We start from the raw sequence: 12,815 nt of genomic DNA on the forward strand, positions 1-12,815 counted from the left end.
GATATCGGTGGACAAACCTAAACTGGCTTTCGTCTTTCCCGGTCAGGGCGCTCAGGCGCCCGGTATGGGGCAGGACGTATACGATGAATTTGACGCCGCCCGCGCCGTTTTCAAAGCTGCCGATGACCGGCTGGGTTTCGCCATTTCCAAACTGTGTTTTGAAGGCCCGGAAGATAAGTTGAAGGAAACGGCCATCGCCCAACCGGCGATGGTCACCGCCAGCCTGGCTTATCTGGCCGCGGCCCGGGACATGGAAGTACTGCCGCAGCCGGATTTTGTGGCCGGCCACTCGCTGGGTGAGTACACTGCTCTGGCGGCCGCCGGGGCGCTGGAGTTCGCCGATGCCATTCAACTGGCCGCCCTGCGGGGCCGCTTGATGCAGCTGGCGTCTCAGGAATCCCCCGGTACCATGGCCGCAGTCATGGGCATCAGTGAGACTGACCTGGGGGTCATCGCCGCTAACGGCGGTATTTATATCGCCAATTACAACAGTCCCGGCCAACTGGTGATTTCCGGTGCCCGGGAGAATATGGCCGGAGTCATGGAAACCCTCACCGCCAAAGGCGCCCGGGTAATCCCGCTGGCGGTGTCCGGTGCTTTTCACACCCCCCTCATGGCCGGGGCCGCTGATGGCCTGGCCAAAGTGGTGGAGCGGCTGGAGTTCAAGGACGCAGCAGTGCCCATTATTGCCAATACCAGCGGCCAGCCGATAACCGCCGCCGAAGATATCCGGGCGGAACTGCTTAAGCAGTTGACCGAAAGCGTCTACTGGCAGAAATCAGTGGAATACATGATTGCTGAAGGCGTGACCACTTTCGTAGAAATCGGTCCGGGTAAAGTCCTGACCGGTTTGATTCGCCGCATCAGCCGGGACGTCCGCACCATGAATATCGGTGATGCTCAGTCTATCAAGAATATGCAGGCGGGCGCGTGGAATTAGCAAAAAAACTGACCGGTAAGACCGCCGTCGTCACCGGTGCCGGACGCGGTATCGGCCGTGCCGTTGCCCTGCGGCTGGCCGCGGAAGGCGCGTCGATGGTGCTGAACTCACTCAGTGACAGCGCGGCCAATGTCGCCGCGGAAATTACTGCGGCCGGCGGTCAGGCGGTGGCGGTTCGCGGTGACGTTTCCAAAACTGAAGAGGTGACTGCTCTGATTGAGTCAGCCGTGACCGCCTTTGGCCGGCTGGATATTCTGGTTAACAACGCCGGCGTCACCCGGGACAATCTGCTGTTGCGCATGAGTGAAGAAGACTGGGACGCCGTGCTGGACACCAATTTGAAAAGCGTTTATCTCTGTTGTCGCGCCGCTCTGAAACCGTTGCTGAAAAGCCGGGACAGCGGCCGCATCATCAATATTTCCAGTATCATCGGTCTGAGCGGCAATGCCGGTCAGGTTAATTATGCCGCCTCCAAGGCCGGCATCATCGGGCTGACCAAATCGCTGGCTAAGGAACTGGCTTCCCGCCGGATTACCGTCAATGCCGTTGCGCCGGGGTTCATCGTTACCGACATGACGGCCGGTATGAATGAGGAAGCCCGGGAAGCGCTGGTCAAGCGTATCCCGCTGGGCTCGCTGGGGACTCCGGAAGACGTAGCCGCCGCCGTGGCTTTCCTGGCCTCAGAAGAAGCCCGCTACATCACCGGCCAGACACTGACCGTTGACGGCGGCATGACCCTTTAATCGGGGTTTAAGTTATGCCCAAACGCCATCAAGCTCGCATTGTCGCCCTGAAATCCCTCTTTGAAATTGACCTCACCGGGCATCCCGCCGAAGAGGTTATTGACCGGCAACTGGAGACTGCGGAGCTTACCGCGGAGATTGCCTTACTGGCGCGCGCTATGGTGACCGGGACTCTGGAAAATCTGGAAGAAGCCGACGGCATCATTCAGCGGCTGGCGCCAGCCTATCCGGTTACACAGATGGCGCCGGTTGACCGCAACATCCTGAGGCTTGCAATATACGAGGTTTTACACGATAATAATGTCCCGGTACGGGTAGCCATAAACGAAGCGGTGGAGCTGGCCAAGGAGTTTGGCGCTGACAGTTCCGCTAAATTTATAAACGGGGTGCTGAGTACCGTATCTACCCTGACTCAGCGGGAGTAATAACACGGAGGAAAATGGATGGCCGCAATTTTTGAACGGGTTAAGAAAATCGGTGTGGAACAGTTGGGCGTTGAGGAAAAAGACGTCACCATGGAAGCCAGCTTCACCGATGACCTGGGTGCTGATTCACTGGATCTGGTTGAACTGATCATGGCGCTGGAAGAAGAGTTTTCTACCGAAGCCGCCAAGATTGAAATCCCCGATGAGGACGCCGAGACCCTCAAGACCGTCAAGGACGTGGTGGAATACCTCAAGGGCAAAGGCGTTACCGACTAAACCGCCCCCTTTTTTTGACCGGTTTCGTTGGTTGTTCGTTCATTCAATAATTTGTGCAGATGCGACCGGCCCTGGTCGCGGTACCGCTGTTCTGGAATTAAAAGCCCGTCCGGTTAAACCGGACGGGCGCTAGAACTCTATCTGAGGTTTCTGACGGCCGCGCAGGCCGGACAGCCGCCCCCGGCCGTTGAAGGAATACTGGTAGCGTCCGGCTTTGCCTTGCGGCAGGCCGGTAGAACTAATAAAAATGTCGCCGCGGCTGCCGTCTTCAAACTCCATGACGAACTCACCCATGCTCTTCAGTTCCTTGCTGGCCACAAAATCGCCCCACCACTTCATGCGGGTGAATCTGGTGCCCTGGGTGGACATCATCTGGTAGCGGATATCGGCTACCGGCTTGTCAATATCCTTGGCGTACAACCGGGCGGTGCCGCCGCTGTACTGGACGGTCATGCGGCTTCCAGACGGCTGACACCCCGGAAGTAGTAATAATAGCGCGGCGGGATACCGTGAACCGCTTTGTTCACCCGTTTCTTGATAGAGCAGGCGCCGCGCCGTCCGTCGGCCATTTCAATATAATAACCGGCGCCGTCCGGAACGCGGGTGAATTCCATAAATATCAATTCGCCCCACCAGCCGCTCTGATCGTCGCTCTGCAGCCGGTATTCCACTTCACCCAGCAGTTCGCCGCCGCCGTGATTGTACAGTTTGCCTATTTCCATTCTTAAAAAACCCCTTCTAACAGATAACCAGATTATTGTGGTGAATGACCTCAGCGCCGTAACTGCGGCTCAAGGTCTCGGCAATCTTGCCGGAATGCAGGCCTTTGATGCGCTCGGTGTCCGCCGCATCATAATTGGCGATGCCGTAACCCAGTAAGACCCCTTCGCTGTTCAACACCCGAATGATGTCGCCGCGTTTGAAGGTGCCATCCACACCGGTAATGCCCGCCGGCAACAGACTGCCGCAGCGCCCCACCGCCTGAGCCGCCCCCTCGTCTATGCTTACCCGGCCCTTGACCGCCAGACCGGACAACAGCCATCGCCGGCGGGCGTCAGGTTCTCCCTGAGGCAGGAAGTGCGTTCCCGCTGCCTCACCGCCGACAATTCGGCCGATGATGTCCGGTTCCCGGCCGGAGGCGATAACCACCCGTACTCCGGAGGCGGTCGCCAGTCGGGCGGCCTCAATCTTAGTCACCATGCCGCCGGTGGCGGCGTCGCTCCAGGTGCCATCGGCCAGTGCTTCAATATCCGGAGTAATGCGTTCCACCAATGGAATCAGCCGGGCATTTTTATCGCTTCGCGGGTTGCCGGTATATAATCCGTCAATATCGCTGAGCATCAACAGCAGGTCGGCATCAATCAGGTTGGCCACCATGGCCGACAGATTGTCGTTGTCGCCGAACTTGGCTTCTTGAATTTCATCCACGGCCACTACATCGTTTTCGTTGATGATGCTGATGACGCCGAGTTCCATCAGAGCCAGCAGGGTATTGCGGGCATTGAGATAACCGGAACGGTCGTTAAGATCGGTCCGGGTCAACAGCGCCTGGGCTACTGTCAGGCCGTGGGCGTTAAATAAGCCGTCGTAGACATTCATCAGGCGGCTCTGGCCGACCGAGGCCAGCACCTGCCGGTAGGGCATGTCGCGCAGCTTTTTGTATAACCCCAGTTTCTCCTTGCCGGCGGCGATAGCTCCGGACGTCACCACCGCAATTTCGGCCCCGCCGGCCGCCAGCCGGGCAATCTGCGCTACCAGTTCGCCCATGACCAGTTGGTCAAGCCGGCCGCTGCCTCCGGTCAGGAGGTTAGTGCCCAGCTTGATGACGATGCGGCGGTAACAGAGTTTTACGTTCATTTGAATAGCTGATTTGTCCGCTATTATAACAGGATTCCAAATATCATTGCGAGGCTCCGCCAAAGCAGTCCCAATACCAAAGGCTCAAAACACCTGAGTTTCGTTCGTGGTGAGCTTGTCGAACCATGAACGGGCTCCTGAATACTGCCGTCTACTGAAAACTGCATGCTGACCGCTGATAGCTGAAAGCTGATAGCTACCATGGATTTTAGTATTTGATATTGTTTGGGATTTAGAGCTTGGAGCTTGGGATTTCCCGCGCAGCGGGCTATGCCTCGCCCGCCTGGTAAAAAGCTGAAAGCTGACCGCTATTAGGCACTCCGTTCCGTTCGTGGTGAGCTTGCCGAACCATGAACGGGATCCCGAATACTGTTTACTGTCTACTGAAAACTATCCGATCGTCTTTGCGAAAGCGCGCAGCGCTTGTGGCAATCTTGCAAGAACAGTCTGCCAACACCAGTACCCCTTTGGCTTTTGTAATTTTAGTATTTAGAGCTTTGATATTATGATTTTAGGTTATATTCCTTTACAATATTCCTGTTATGGGTAATTCCGAAGAAAAATCATACCAAACCCGCCAGGAACGCCGGGACAAAAAACGCGCCGCCCGGCACTCCCGGATGACCCACCACGGCAAATCCATTGCCCTTATCTACCGTCACAGCGTTGAAAAGCGCACCGGCGGGAAGGAGGCCATATGAATCAGGACAACCACTTTAGCGTGAAAATGTCCGGCCGTCTGGATAACCCCGACCGGATCGCCGAACTGCGAATACCGGAATTACTGGCCGAGGTTGGCTGCGTTGAAGCCGGTATGGTGTGTGTGGACCTCGGCGCCGGTACCGGCACTTTTACCCTGCCGCTGGCCGAACTGGCCGGTCCAACCGGACAAGTCTATGCGGTGGATGATTCCGGGGAATTACTGGATGTCATCAAAGGTAAACACCCGCCGCCGAACGTAACTCTGATTCAGGCTGACTTCACCGCCTCCGGCCTGGCATCCGGAATGGCTGATTTCTGTCTGGCCGCCTTCGTCCTGCATGAAACCAAGTCCCCTGACAAACTGCTGACGGAAGCCTACCGGCTGTTAAAATCCGGCGGCCGGCTGCTGGTGATGGAATGGCGAGCGGAATTTGATTCTCCCGGTCCCCCGCAACACATCCGGGTCTCGGCTTGCCGTTCGGCCCGGCTGTTTCGGGAGGCCGGCTTTACTGAATTCAACTTTCTCAACTGGACATCAAAGCATTACTACAGTACCGCTGAAAAACCCTGATGGCTGATGGTTGACCGCTGCTAGCTGATAGCCCCCCCACCGACGTCATTGCTTGTGGCAATCCGGAGGGTATTAGCCTGCCATCCCCGACACTGAAAACTGTTGACTGTTGACTGTCTACTAAATGCTGACGGCTGAAAGCTGATAGCTACCAGCCCCCGTTTCGGTCATTCGGATTTGGGTATTTGATTTTGGCTGTTATTTGGTGCTTGGAGCTTGAGATTTCCGCAGGGGCGAGGCATGCCTCGCCCGCCTGGTAAACAAGCTGAAAGCTGACAGCTCGTCAGTTTAGATCATTGTAATTTTGGTATTAGATATTGTTTTGGATTTAGAAATTAGGTTTTAGATATTCTTCGCTAGGCTCCCGGCCTCACCACCAGCACCGGCAGGGTGCCGTATTGCACAATCTTTTCGGTAACACTGCCGAATACCCAGCGCGACAGGCCGGACAGCCCGTGAGTGGACATGGCAATCAAGTCAACCCCATTCTCAGCGGCGTAATCGTTAATCAGTTCTGTCGCCGCGCCGGTCTTGACTACGGTGCTGACGCTGATGCCCTTCTCCCGCAGTTCCGCAGCTCGGCGGTTGAGAAAGCCGGTGGCTTCCTCTTCAATCTCGGCATCATTAATCGGCAGGGTATAAGCCCCCAGACCGTCAATACTGGGCATGTAGCGTACCGGTTCCACCACCTGAATCAGCACCACCTCCGCGCCCAGAGCCGGTGCCAGGTAGGCCACCATGTCCAGCGCAGCCTGACCGATGCCGGAGCCGTCCAGCGGCACCAGTATCTTTTTAATCAGCGGTTTTTGATCCGGTGCCGGTGATTTCACCAGCAGCAGCGGTTTTTCCACCGTGGTCAGCATTTTACCGGCGGTCTTGCCGATCTGAGAGGCCCCCTTGCCTGAAACGCCGTGGGCGGAAAGGATAAGCAGGTCGGCATTCTGCTCCTGCATAAAGCGGGGAATCTCGTCCACCGCTTTGCCGCTGATCAGGTGGGTCTGCCATTTGTTCTGCTGTCCGGGGAACCGTTCGGCCAGCCGTTGCGCTAGTAATTCCAGGTAGCTTTGGAACAAATTGGCGGTATCTCCGCCTTCATCAACCGATACCAGGTCCACTTTGGCGTCCAGCGCCTCAATCAACGCTAGCCCGTAGGGCAGGGTGATTTCGGCATCTTCCGAGCCGTCCAGCGGGATGACTACCTGCTTGATCTGTGTCATGGCGGACCTCCAAAGAGTCTTTAATGCTGCTTTAGTATAGCATTATCCAATTAGCCGGCATATCCAGTTTAACGTATAATAGCCTTAATCACCCCGTTTGATAGAAAGTACATGACATAAAATGACGGTTCAATCCTCCGAAATTACCTGTTTCTGTTGCGGCGTCTGCTGTGCCAAATACCAGGTCCAGATGCCGCTGGCGGAAGCTCAGGCTATCGCAACCCGGCTGGGCCTTACCTGGGAGGAGTTTGAGCGTGATTATCTGGACCCTGCCTGGCCCGGCGTCCGCACGGTGATCGCCCGGCATACCGGCGGGCGGTGCGTCTTTCTGGAACCGCAACCGGGCGGGCGGGTCTTTTTTTGCCGCATTCAACCTTTTAAGCCGGCGGCCTGCATTGACTGGCAGGCGGACCTGGCTAAAGGTGACTGTCAGGCCGGCCTGGAGCGTTACTGGCAACTGGGCGTTGACGCCGAAAGCCGCCTTACCGGCACGGCGAAGGACCTGGCGGAGTTTAAGAATCTCCTGAAAAATTTAGCCGGCGGCGCTACTCAAGCTGGTCGTGATTGACCCGGCCGGCCTGGGAACTCAGGTATTTTTTGACCTCATTGGAATCATTGCAGTAGGCGAACAGCGATTTTAATGTTATCTGTCCGGCCTTATATAGGTCAGCCAGTGCTTCGTCCAGGGTAATCATGCCCAGTTCCCGGTGGGTGGTGATGATGTTATGCAGGTGGTGTACTTTGCCTTCGCGCACCAGGTTCTTCACTGCCGGATTGGCCAAGAGTATTTCCACCGCGGCCACCCGGCCCGGCCCGTCGGCCCGCGGCACCAGTGACTGGCAGGCCACCGCGATTAAGAGTGAGGCCAGCCGGGCCTCGGCCAAATGGCGCTCATGCGGTGCAAACAGGTCAATAATCCGTTCCAGCGCCTGAGGCGCGGAAGGTGCGTGGCTGGTGGACAGCACCAGGTGCCCGGTTTCCGCCACCGACAGGGCTGCCGCCGCCGTATCGGCGTCACGGATCTCACCCAGCATGATTACATCGGGGTTCTGCCTCAGCACATGCCGGAGCGCCGCCGTATAAGATTCTGTATCATCGCCCAACTGGCGCTGGGTAATGGCTGACTTGATGCGGTGATGCACGTATTCCACCGGGTCTTCAATAGTGATGATATGCCGGCCGCCGTTCTGGTTCATATGGTGAATCATGGCCGCCAGCGTCGTGCTCTTGCCGCTGCCGGTCGGTCCGGTCACCAGAATCAGTCCCCGGGGCTGGGTGACCAGTTCTTTGAATATCTGAGGTAGTTCCAGTTCGTCAATGGTCATGATTCGGGGCGGTAAAATCCGGATGGCCAGACTGATGCCGTTCATCTGCCGGGCGACATTACAGCGGAGCCGCCCGAAGTCATCCAGGGAATAGGCGAAGTCCAACTCTTTGGTCAGCAGGAATTTCTGACGCTGATCCTCGTCGGTTAACTGAGTCAGGGCGACATCAATGTCGTGCGGCTCCAGTTCCTTTTCGTCGCCAAGCGGTTCCAGCTCACCGTCAATCCGCACCAGAGGCGGACTGTCAATGACCAGTTGCAGGTCGGAGGCGTGAAGCCCACCGGCCTTCCGGATGAGCGCTACAACGTCCATATTTCCAGTGTAGTCCGCCAATGGCCGGAATACAAGGGGTTTTGTAAAAAAATATGATAAAAATATTTGTCCCGGACAGATACAGGTAAAATGACAACATATATCGCCGGTTGCGGCTCATATCTCGTCAGCGATCAGCCGATTTTCCGCTCTGTCAAACTAAAGTAAAATACGTTAGGTGCCAATAAGGTGTGTCGGTAAAAATGAAAATACCGTTGAAATTCGGGCAAGACGTTATAGCGGGGACCCGCGGTTATTCAGAAGGAGGAAACTACCGGGTTTGGAGAGGTGTCAGCTTTCACAGGCCACGATGCCTGAAAGTTGTCAGCCGGAATAACTTGTTAATTATCGGAAGACGTGTCGGTGACTACCCGCCCCCGTCGCCGCCGTTCTTTGATCGGGTCGGATGATATCGGCATAGCCTCAATGGCGTTAATCGTTTTCCCCCGGAAGATTTTACCGTTCAATCCGGCGATGGCGGAATTCCCCTCGTTGATTGACGGCATCTCCACATAGCCGTATCCGGCGGCATGACCGTTGCCCAGGTGCTGATCATTTTTAAGCATTACCCGGGTTACCGCACCGAAACGGGTAAATATGGTGCGCAATTCGCTTTCGGTTACACTGGGGGCCAGGTTGCCCACATAGATATTTATTGTACTCATGATGGTTCTCCTACATCTCAACTGATAAACTGTCAGTTGAGAATTAAAGTAAAACAGGCCGGATTTCTCCGGCCTGTTTTGTTTAACACCTGATTAATTATCGGGCGTTGACTTTGCGGTAGCAGTCGCTGCAATAAACCGGCTTGCCGTTACGGGGTTCAAAAGGAACCTCGGTTGACTTGCCGCAGTCGGAACAGGTGGCCGGGAACATCTGCCGGGCACCGCCGCCAAAGCTGTTGCGTCCGCCGCCGAAGCCGCCGCCGAAACCACCGCCGCTGTTGCCGCGTTCAGCCTTGCGGGCTGTACGACAGCTGGGGCAACGTTTGGGTTCATTGGTGAAGCCTTTTTGCGCGAAAAATTCCTGATCTTCAACACTGAAGGTGAAGGTGGAGCCGCAGTCGCTGCAGGTTAAGGATTTGGGTTGAAAAGCCATAGTATGGATGACCTCCTCTCTTTAATACTCGTTAGGGCTGGTCATCCAATGCTTTTTGAATCTAAGGGCGATTCAGAATTTCGTGTAATAACCTAAACTAACTGTATTCACTATACAGCATCCTGACGGGGATTGCAAATGCTGGTGACTGGCCCGTGCAAAGAGGCCGCTACCGCTTTCGGCGGTCCCTCATATGAGTCATTATGAGACTACGGTGAAGCAATCTCGGTAATTATTTCCCTGCATCATACTCAGCGAAAGACGAGGATCTCTCCATCTAATAACACATCTGTTATTGTAAAACTTGTATGCGAAAGTGCAAATCCTGAAATTGATAACTAATCTTGATATATGTTTGAGTTCATGTAAACGATTCAATCAAGATTGAACTCAGCACCTCTGAGTGGTAAACTCAGCCCAATTTATATCTGGTGATACTAAACTCCAGTGACGGCTGAAATGAATCTTACTGACTACCACGCAAAACTCTATGCCTATGAACTGACTAGGCGCTGCTCCTCCGACAGTGTTGAAAAACTGACTTCAGTCCTCGCCGATGCTCAAGTTGATCTAAACCCACATCAAGTCGAAGCGGCTCTTTTTGCCTTCAGAAACCCCTTTTCGCGTGGCGCCATCCTGGCTGATGAAGTTGGCCTCGGGAAAACGATCGAAGCCGGCCTTCTTCTTTCACAAAAGTGGGCTGAACGTAAACGTCGTCTTTTAGTTATTGTCCCAGCCAACCTTCGCAAACAATGGAGCCAGGAACTTTCAGACAAATTCAATCTACCCTCAGTGATTCTGGAGAACCGCAGTTTTAACGATGTGATCCGCTCCGGCAATCTGAATCCTTTCAAGCAAGAAGCCATTATTTTATGCTCATATCAGTTTGCCAAAAAGATGGAGCCTTACATCCGTCAAATACAATGGGCATTGGTAGTCATAGATGAAGCTCACCGGCTGCGCAACGTATATAAAACCTCCAGCAAAATAGCATCAGTTATCAAACAGGCCGTTGCCCCATTCCCCAAAGTGCTATTGACTGCGACGCCATTGCAAAATTCCTTGCTGGAGCTATATGGGCTTGTCAGTATTATCGACGATTATGCTTTTGGCGATTTGCGCAGCTTCCGAGCCAGGTTTACTCGGCTCAACAATGAAACAGACTTTACCGACCTCAAAGAGCGACTCAAGCCAATCTGCAAACGTACCCTGCGCCGTCAGGTGCTGGAATATATCAAATACACTAACCGCCATGCCATCGTTCAAGAGTTCGTACCGAGCGACCAGGAGCAAAGACTCTACGATTTGGTTACGGAGTATCTTCAGTGCCCGACCTTATACGCACTCCCCGCAAGTCAGCGGCAACTAATGACGTTGATATTACGCAAGCTTCTCGCGTCATCGACATATGCCATCTCTGCAACCCTCGAGGGATTGGCCAACAAACTGGAAGCGGCGGCAACCGTTGCTGAAGCTGTTGATACTTTGCCGGATGATCTGCCAGCTAATCTTGAAGAACTAGACGAGCTGGCGGACGAATGGGACGAGGATGACAATGGCTCGACATCCGGTCAAAAAAGCAAATTAACTCCGGAACAACTCGCAGAGTTACGCCTTGAGATGGCCCAACTGCGTGAATTCCATGCCCTGGCTAAATCAATCGTCAGAAATTCTAAAGGTGAAGTACTCCTTACCGCCCTGAGGAAAGGCTTTGCGGCTGCGTCTCATGCCCAGGAAAAGCAAGGGGCTGCCACCTTACAACAAAAAGCAGTTATATTCACAGAGTCACGGCGCACCCAGGAGTATTTGTTTAACGTTCTGCAACAAACCGAATTCGCCGGAAAGGTTATGCTTTTTAACGGCACCAACACCGATTCCCTCTCAAAGGGAATTCTTCAGCGATGGCTGGAAAAACATGCCGGCACCGATCGTATCAGCGGTTCACCAAGCGCCAATATGCGCGCCGCTCTAGTTGAGCATTTTCGTGATGATGCTTCCATTCTCATTGCTACGGAAGCGGCTGCCGAGGGCATCAACCTGCAGTTTTGCAACCTGGTCGTAAATTATGACCTGCCATGGAATCCGCAACGCATTGAGCAACGGATTGGCCGCTGCCACCGCTACGGGCAAAAATACGACGTCGTGGTAGTCAACTTCTTGAACAAGAGTAACGCCGCTGATCAACGCGTTTATGAACTGCTTGACGAAAAATTCCGTCTTTTCAACGGGGTGTTCGGCGCCAGTGATGAAGTCCTTGGGATTGTTGAATCCGGCGTCGATTTTGAAAAACGCATAGCATCCATTTACCAACAATGCCGGACCCAGGAGCAGATTCAGTTCGAATTCGACCAGCTTCAAAAAGAACTTGAGGTTCAAATAGTTGAGGGCCAGCGGGATGCCAGGGAAAAGCTGTTGGATAACTTCGATCAGGAGGTGGTCGAAAAAGTTCGAATCCAGAGTCACGACTATCTGGATCGTTTCAACGGCCTCCTGTGGATGATTACCCAACACCTTCTTGGGGATTATGCCAATTTTGACGAAACGGCTCATACTTTTACGCTGTTAAAAAATCCTTTCCCTAAGGAAACCATTCACCCGGGCCCCTATTGCATGGGAAAGGCAGTTGATGATGTCAATACTTACCGCGTTGGCCACCCTCTGGCTCAGCGCCTGCTTAGTCGTGCATCCTCGCTACAAACTCCATCTGCGCAAGTAGTTTTCGATTATGCCGGGAGCGGGAAGAATATTACTTGTCTGCAATCGTTTCTCGGAAAGTCTGGTTGGCTTCAATGCTGCCTATGTACCGTAACCGCATTGGAGACTGAAGACCAGCTGGTTTTTGCAGGATTAACCGATGACGGACATCTTCTTGACGATACACAATGCCGCCGCTTGTTTGATTTAGCGGGGCGAACTGAAAACACCTTAGCCTTGCCGGGGGAGATTTCACAACGGCTTGACCAGCAAGTTTCAGCCTGCTCCCAGGAAATACTTACAAGTATGGACACTCGAAACGGGCGGTGGTTTGAAGTGGAGATGGACAAACTGGAAAAATGGGCTGAGGACCGTCGCGTTTCTCTCCGTACTGAGTTAGAAGACCTTGATGATGCGCTTAAAGAAGCTCGCAAGGCAGCCAGGATGGCGCCCAATCTTCCGGACAAATTAGAACGGCAACGAGAAATACGTAAGTTTGAAACCAAGAGAGATGAAGCTTGGCGCAACTACGATCAGGCCAGCCGGGATGTTGATAGACAGAAAGACACGTTGCTGGACGAGATCTGCCAGCGATTACGGCAAGCAACCGAAAAGACGACACTCTTTTCTTTGCATTGGGTACTGACATAGGAGG

Annotated in this window: 15 protein-coding genes; 8 read left to right on the forward strand and 7 right to left on the reverse strand. The window is 54.1% G+C overall.

Annotation, left to right across the window (positions count from 1 at the left end; all coding sequences use genetic code 11):
- Window positions 1-7 precede the first annotated feature (7 nt).
- The 4 genes from fabD to V8247_RS06145 are packed head-to-tail and all read left to right on the forward strand — an operon-like array spanning window position 8 to window position 2,384.
- Entirely contained in the window at window positions 8-940 is a 933-nt protein-coding gene (gene fabD / locus V8247_RS06130) for an ACP S-malonyltransferase (protein ID WP_338736961.1), read from the forward strand.
- Window positions 931-1,683: a 3-oxoacyl-ACP reductase FabG gene (gene fabG / locus V8247_RS06135; RefSeq protein WP_338736962.1), complete on the forward strand. Its 753-nt coding sequence runs from the start codon at window positions 931-933 to the stop codon at window positions 1,681-1,683. Before fabD ends, fabG begins: the two co-directional genes overlap by 10 nt.
- Before the next feature lie 14 nt (window positions 1,684-1,697).
- Window positions 1,698-2,108 carry a transcription antitermination factor NusB gene (gene nusB / locus V8247_RS06140; RefSeq protein WP_338736963.1) on the forward strand — a complete coding sequence of 137 codons (411 nt, stop codon included), beginning with the start codon at window positions 1,698-1,700 and terminating at the stop codon, window positions 2,106-2,108.
- A gap of 18 nt (window positions 2,109-2,126) precedes the next feature.
- Window positions 2,127-2,384, forward strand: coding sequence for an acyl carrier protein (locus V8247_RS06145; protein WP_338736964.1), 258 nt, complete (start codon window positions 2,127-2,129; stop codon window positions 2,382-2,384).
- 129 nt (window positions 2,385-2,513) lie between these two features.
- Here V8247_RS06145 and V8247_RS06150 read toward each other — a convergent pair whose 3' ends face one another.
- From V8247_RS06150 to proB, 3 genes are read right to left on the reverse strand one after another with little or no spacing between them, the layout of a single operon-like run.
- Window positions 2,514-2,837: a hypothetical protein gene (locus V8247_RS06150; RefSeq protein ID WP_338736965.1), complete on the reverse strand. Its 324-nt coding sequence runs from the start codon at window positions 2,835-2,837 to the stop codon at window positions 2,514-2,516.
- A complete protein-coding gene (locus tag V8247_RS06155) occupies window positions 2,834-3,106 on the reverse strand; it encodes a hypothetical protein (RefSeq protein ID WP_338736966.1) in 273 nt (90 codons plus the stop codon). Before V8247_RS06155 ends, V8247_RS06150 begins: the two co-directional genes overlap by 4 nt.
- A 16-nt stretch (window positions 3,107-3,122) precedes the next feature.
- Entirely contained in the window at window positions 3,123-4,241 is a 1,119-nt protein-coding gene (gene proB / locus V8247_RS06160; RefSeq protein WP_338736967.1) for a glutamate 5-kinase, read from the reverse strand.
- Window positions 4,242-4,783: 542 nt separating this feature from the next.
- On the opposite strand from proB, the gene V8247_RS06165 reads away from it, so the two are divergent.
- A complete protein-coding gene (locus tag V8247_RS06165) occupies window positions 4,784-4,942 on the forward strand; it encodes a hypothetical protein (RefSeq protein ID WP_338736968.1) in 159 nt (52 codons plus the stop codon).
- Window positions 4,939-5,514, forward strand: coding sequence for a class I SAM-dependent methyltransferase (locus tag V8247_RS06170; RefSeq protein ID WP_338736969.1), 576 nt, complete (start codon window positions 4,939-4,941; stop codon window positions 5,512-5,514). The genes V8247_RS06165 and V8247_RS06170 overlap by 4 nt, the downstream gene beginning before the upstream one ends.
- A gap of 356 nt (window positions 5,515-5,870) precedes the next feature.
- Here the strand turns inward: V8247_RS06170 and V8247_RS06175 are convergent, their stop codons facing one another.
- Window positions 5,871-6,731 carry a universal stress protein gene (locus V8247_RS06175; RefSeq protein ID WP_338736970.1) on the reverse strand — a complete coding sequence of 287 codons (861 nt, stop codon included), beginning with the start codon at window positions 6,729-6,731 and terminating at the stop codon, window positions 5,871-5,873.
- 121 nt (window positions 6,732-6,852) lie between these two features.
- Between V8247_RS06175 and V8247_RS06180 the strand changes: the two genes are divergently transcribed.
- Window positions 6,853-7,299, forward strand: a complete 447-nt coding sequence (locus tag V8247_RS06180) for a YkgJ family cysteine cluster protein (RefSeq protein WP_338736971.1) — start codon at window positions 6,853-6,855, stop codon at window positions 7,297-7,299.
- Here the strand turns inward: V8247_RS06180 and V8247_RS06185 are convergent.
- From V8247_RS06185 to V8247_RS06195, 3 genes are all read right to left on the reverse strand, one after another.
- The gene (locus V8247_RS06185; protein WP_338736972.1) at window positions 7,277-8,368 is read right to left on the reverse strand and encodes a PilT/PilU family type 4a pilus ATPase; all 1,092 of its coding nucleotides are present in this window, start codon (window positions 8,366-8,368) and stop codon (window positions 7,277-7,279) included. The two genes, V8247_RS06180 and V8247_RS06185, sit on opposite strands and share 23 nt — an antisense overlap.
- A gap of 341 nt (window positions 8,369-8,709) precedes the next feature.
- Window positions 8,710-9,033: an RNA recognition motif domain-containing protein gene (locus V8247_RS06190; protein WP_375340858.1), complete on the reverse strand. Its 324-nt coding sequence runs from the start codon at window positions 9,031-9,033 to the stop codon at window positions 8,710-8,712.
- A gap of 97 nt (window positions 9,034-9,130) precedes the next feature.
- Window positions 9,131-9,466 (reverse strand): zinc-ribbon domain containing protein, encoded by a 336-nt coding sequence (locus V8247_RS06195; RefSeq protein WP_338736974.1) that lies wholly within the window; start codon window positions 9,464-9,466, stop codon window positions 9,131-9,133.
- Window positions 9,467-9,925: 459 nt separating this feature from the next.
- Here V8247_RS06195 and V8247_RS06200 point away from each other — a divergent pair, with 459 nt between their 5' ends.
- The gene (locus V8247_RS06200; RefSeq protein WP_338736975.1) at window positions 9,926-12,811 is read left to right on the forward strand and encodes an SNF2-related protein; all 2,886 of its coding nucleotides are present in this window, start codon (window positions 9,926-9,928) and stop codon (window positions 12,809-12,811) included.
- Window positions 12,812-12,815 lie beyond the last annotated feature (4 nt).

Source organism: Dehalogenimonas sp. W (assembly GCF_037094495.1).
Taxonomy (GTDB): Bacteria; Chloroflexota; Dehalococcoidia; order Dehalococcoidales; family Dehalococcoidaceae; genus Dehalogenimonas; species Dehalogenimonas loeffleri.

Coding starts and splice junctions, on each gene's coding strand:
- V8247_RS06185 (WP_338736972.1), bottom strand. CDS start 8,368: ATGGACGTTGTAGCGCTCATCCGGAAGGCCGGTGGGCTTCACGCCTCC.
- V8247_RS06145 (WP_338736964.1), top strand. CDS start 2,127: ATGGCCGCAATTTTTGAACGGGTTAAGAAAATCGGTGTGGAACAGTTG.
- proB (WP_338736967.1), bottom strand. CDS start 4,241: ATGAACGTAAAACTCTGTTACCGCCGCATCGTCATCAAGCTGGGCACT.
- nusB (WP_338736963.1), top strand. CDS start 1,698: ATGCCCAAACGCCATCAAGCTCGCATTGTCGCCCTGAAATCCCTCTTT.
- V8247_RS06190 (WP_375340858.1), bottom strand. CDS start 9,033: ATGAGTACAATAAATATCTATGTGGGCAACCTGGCCCCCAGTGTAACC.
- V8247_RS06195 (WP_338736974.1), bottom strand. CDS start 9,466: ATGGCTTTTCAACCCAAATCCTTAACCTGCAGCGACTGCGGCTCCACC.
- V8247_RS06170 (WP_338736969.1), top strand. CDS start 4,939: ATGAATCAGGACAACCACTTTAGCGTGAAAATGTCCGGCCGTCTGGAT.
- V8247_RS06155 (WP_338736966.1), bottom strand. CDS start 3,106: ATGGAAATAGGCAAACTGTACAATCACGGCGGCGGCGAACTGCTGGGT.
- V8247_RS06165 (WP_338736968.1), top strand. CDS start 4,784: ATGGGTAATTCCGAAGAAAAATCATACCAAACCCGCCAGGAACGCCGG.
- V8247_RS06175 (WP_338736970.1), bottom strand. CDS start 6,731: ATGACACAGATCAAGCAGGTAGTCATCCCGCTGGACGGCTCGGAAGAT.
- V8247_RS06180 (WP_338736971.1), top strand. CDS start 6,853: ATGACGGTTCAATCCTCCGAAATTACCTGTTTCTGTTGCGGCGTCTGC.
- V8247_RS06150 (WP_338736965.1), bottom strand. CDS start 2,837: ATGACCGTCCAGTACAGCGGCGGCACCGCCCGGTTGTACGCCAAGGAT.
- V8247_RS06200 (WP_338736975.1), top strand. CDS start 9,926: ATGAATCTTACTGACTACCACGCAAAACTCTATGCCTATGAACTGACT.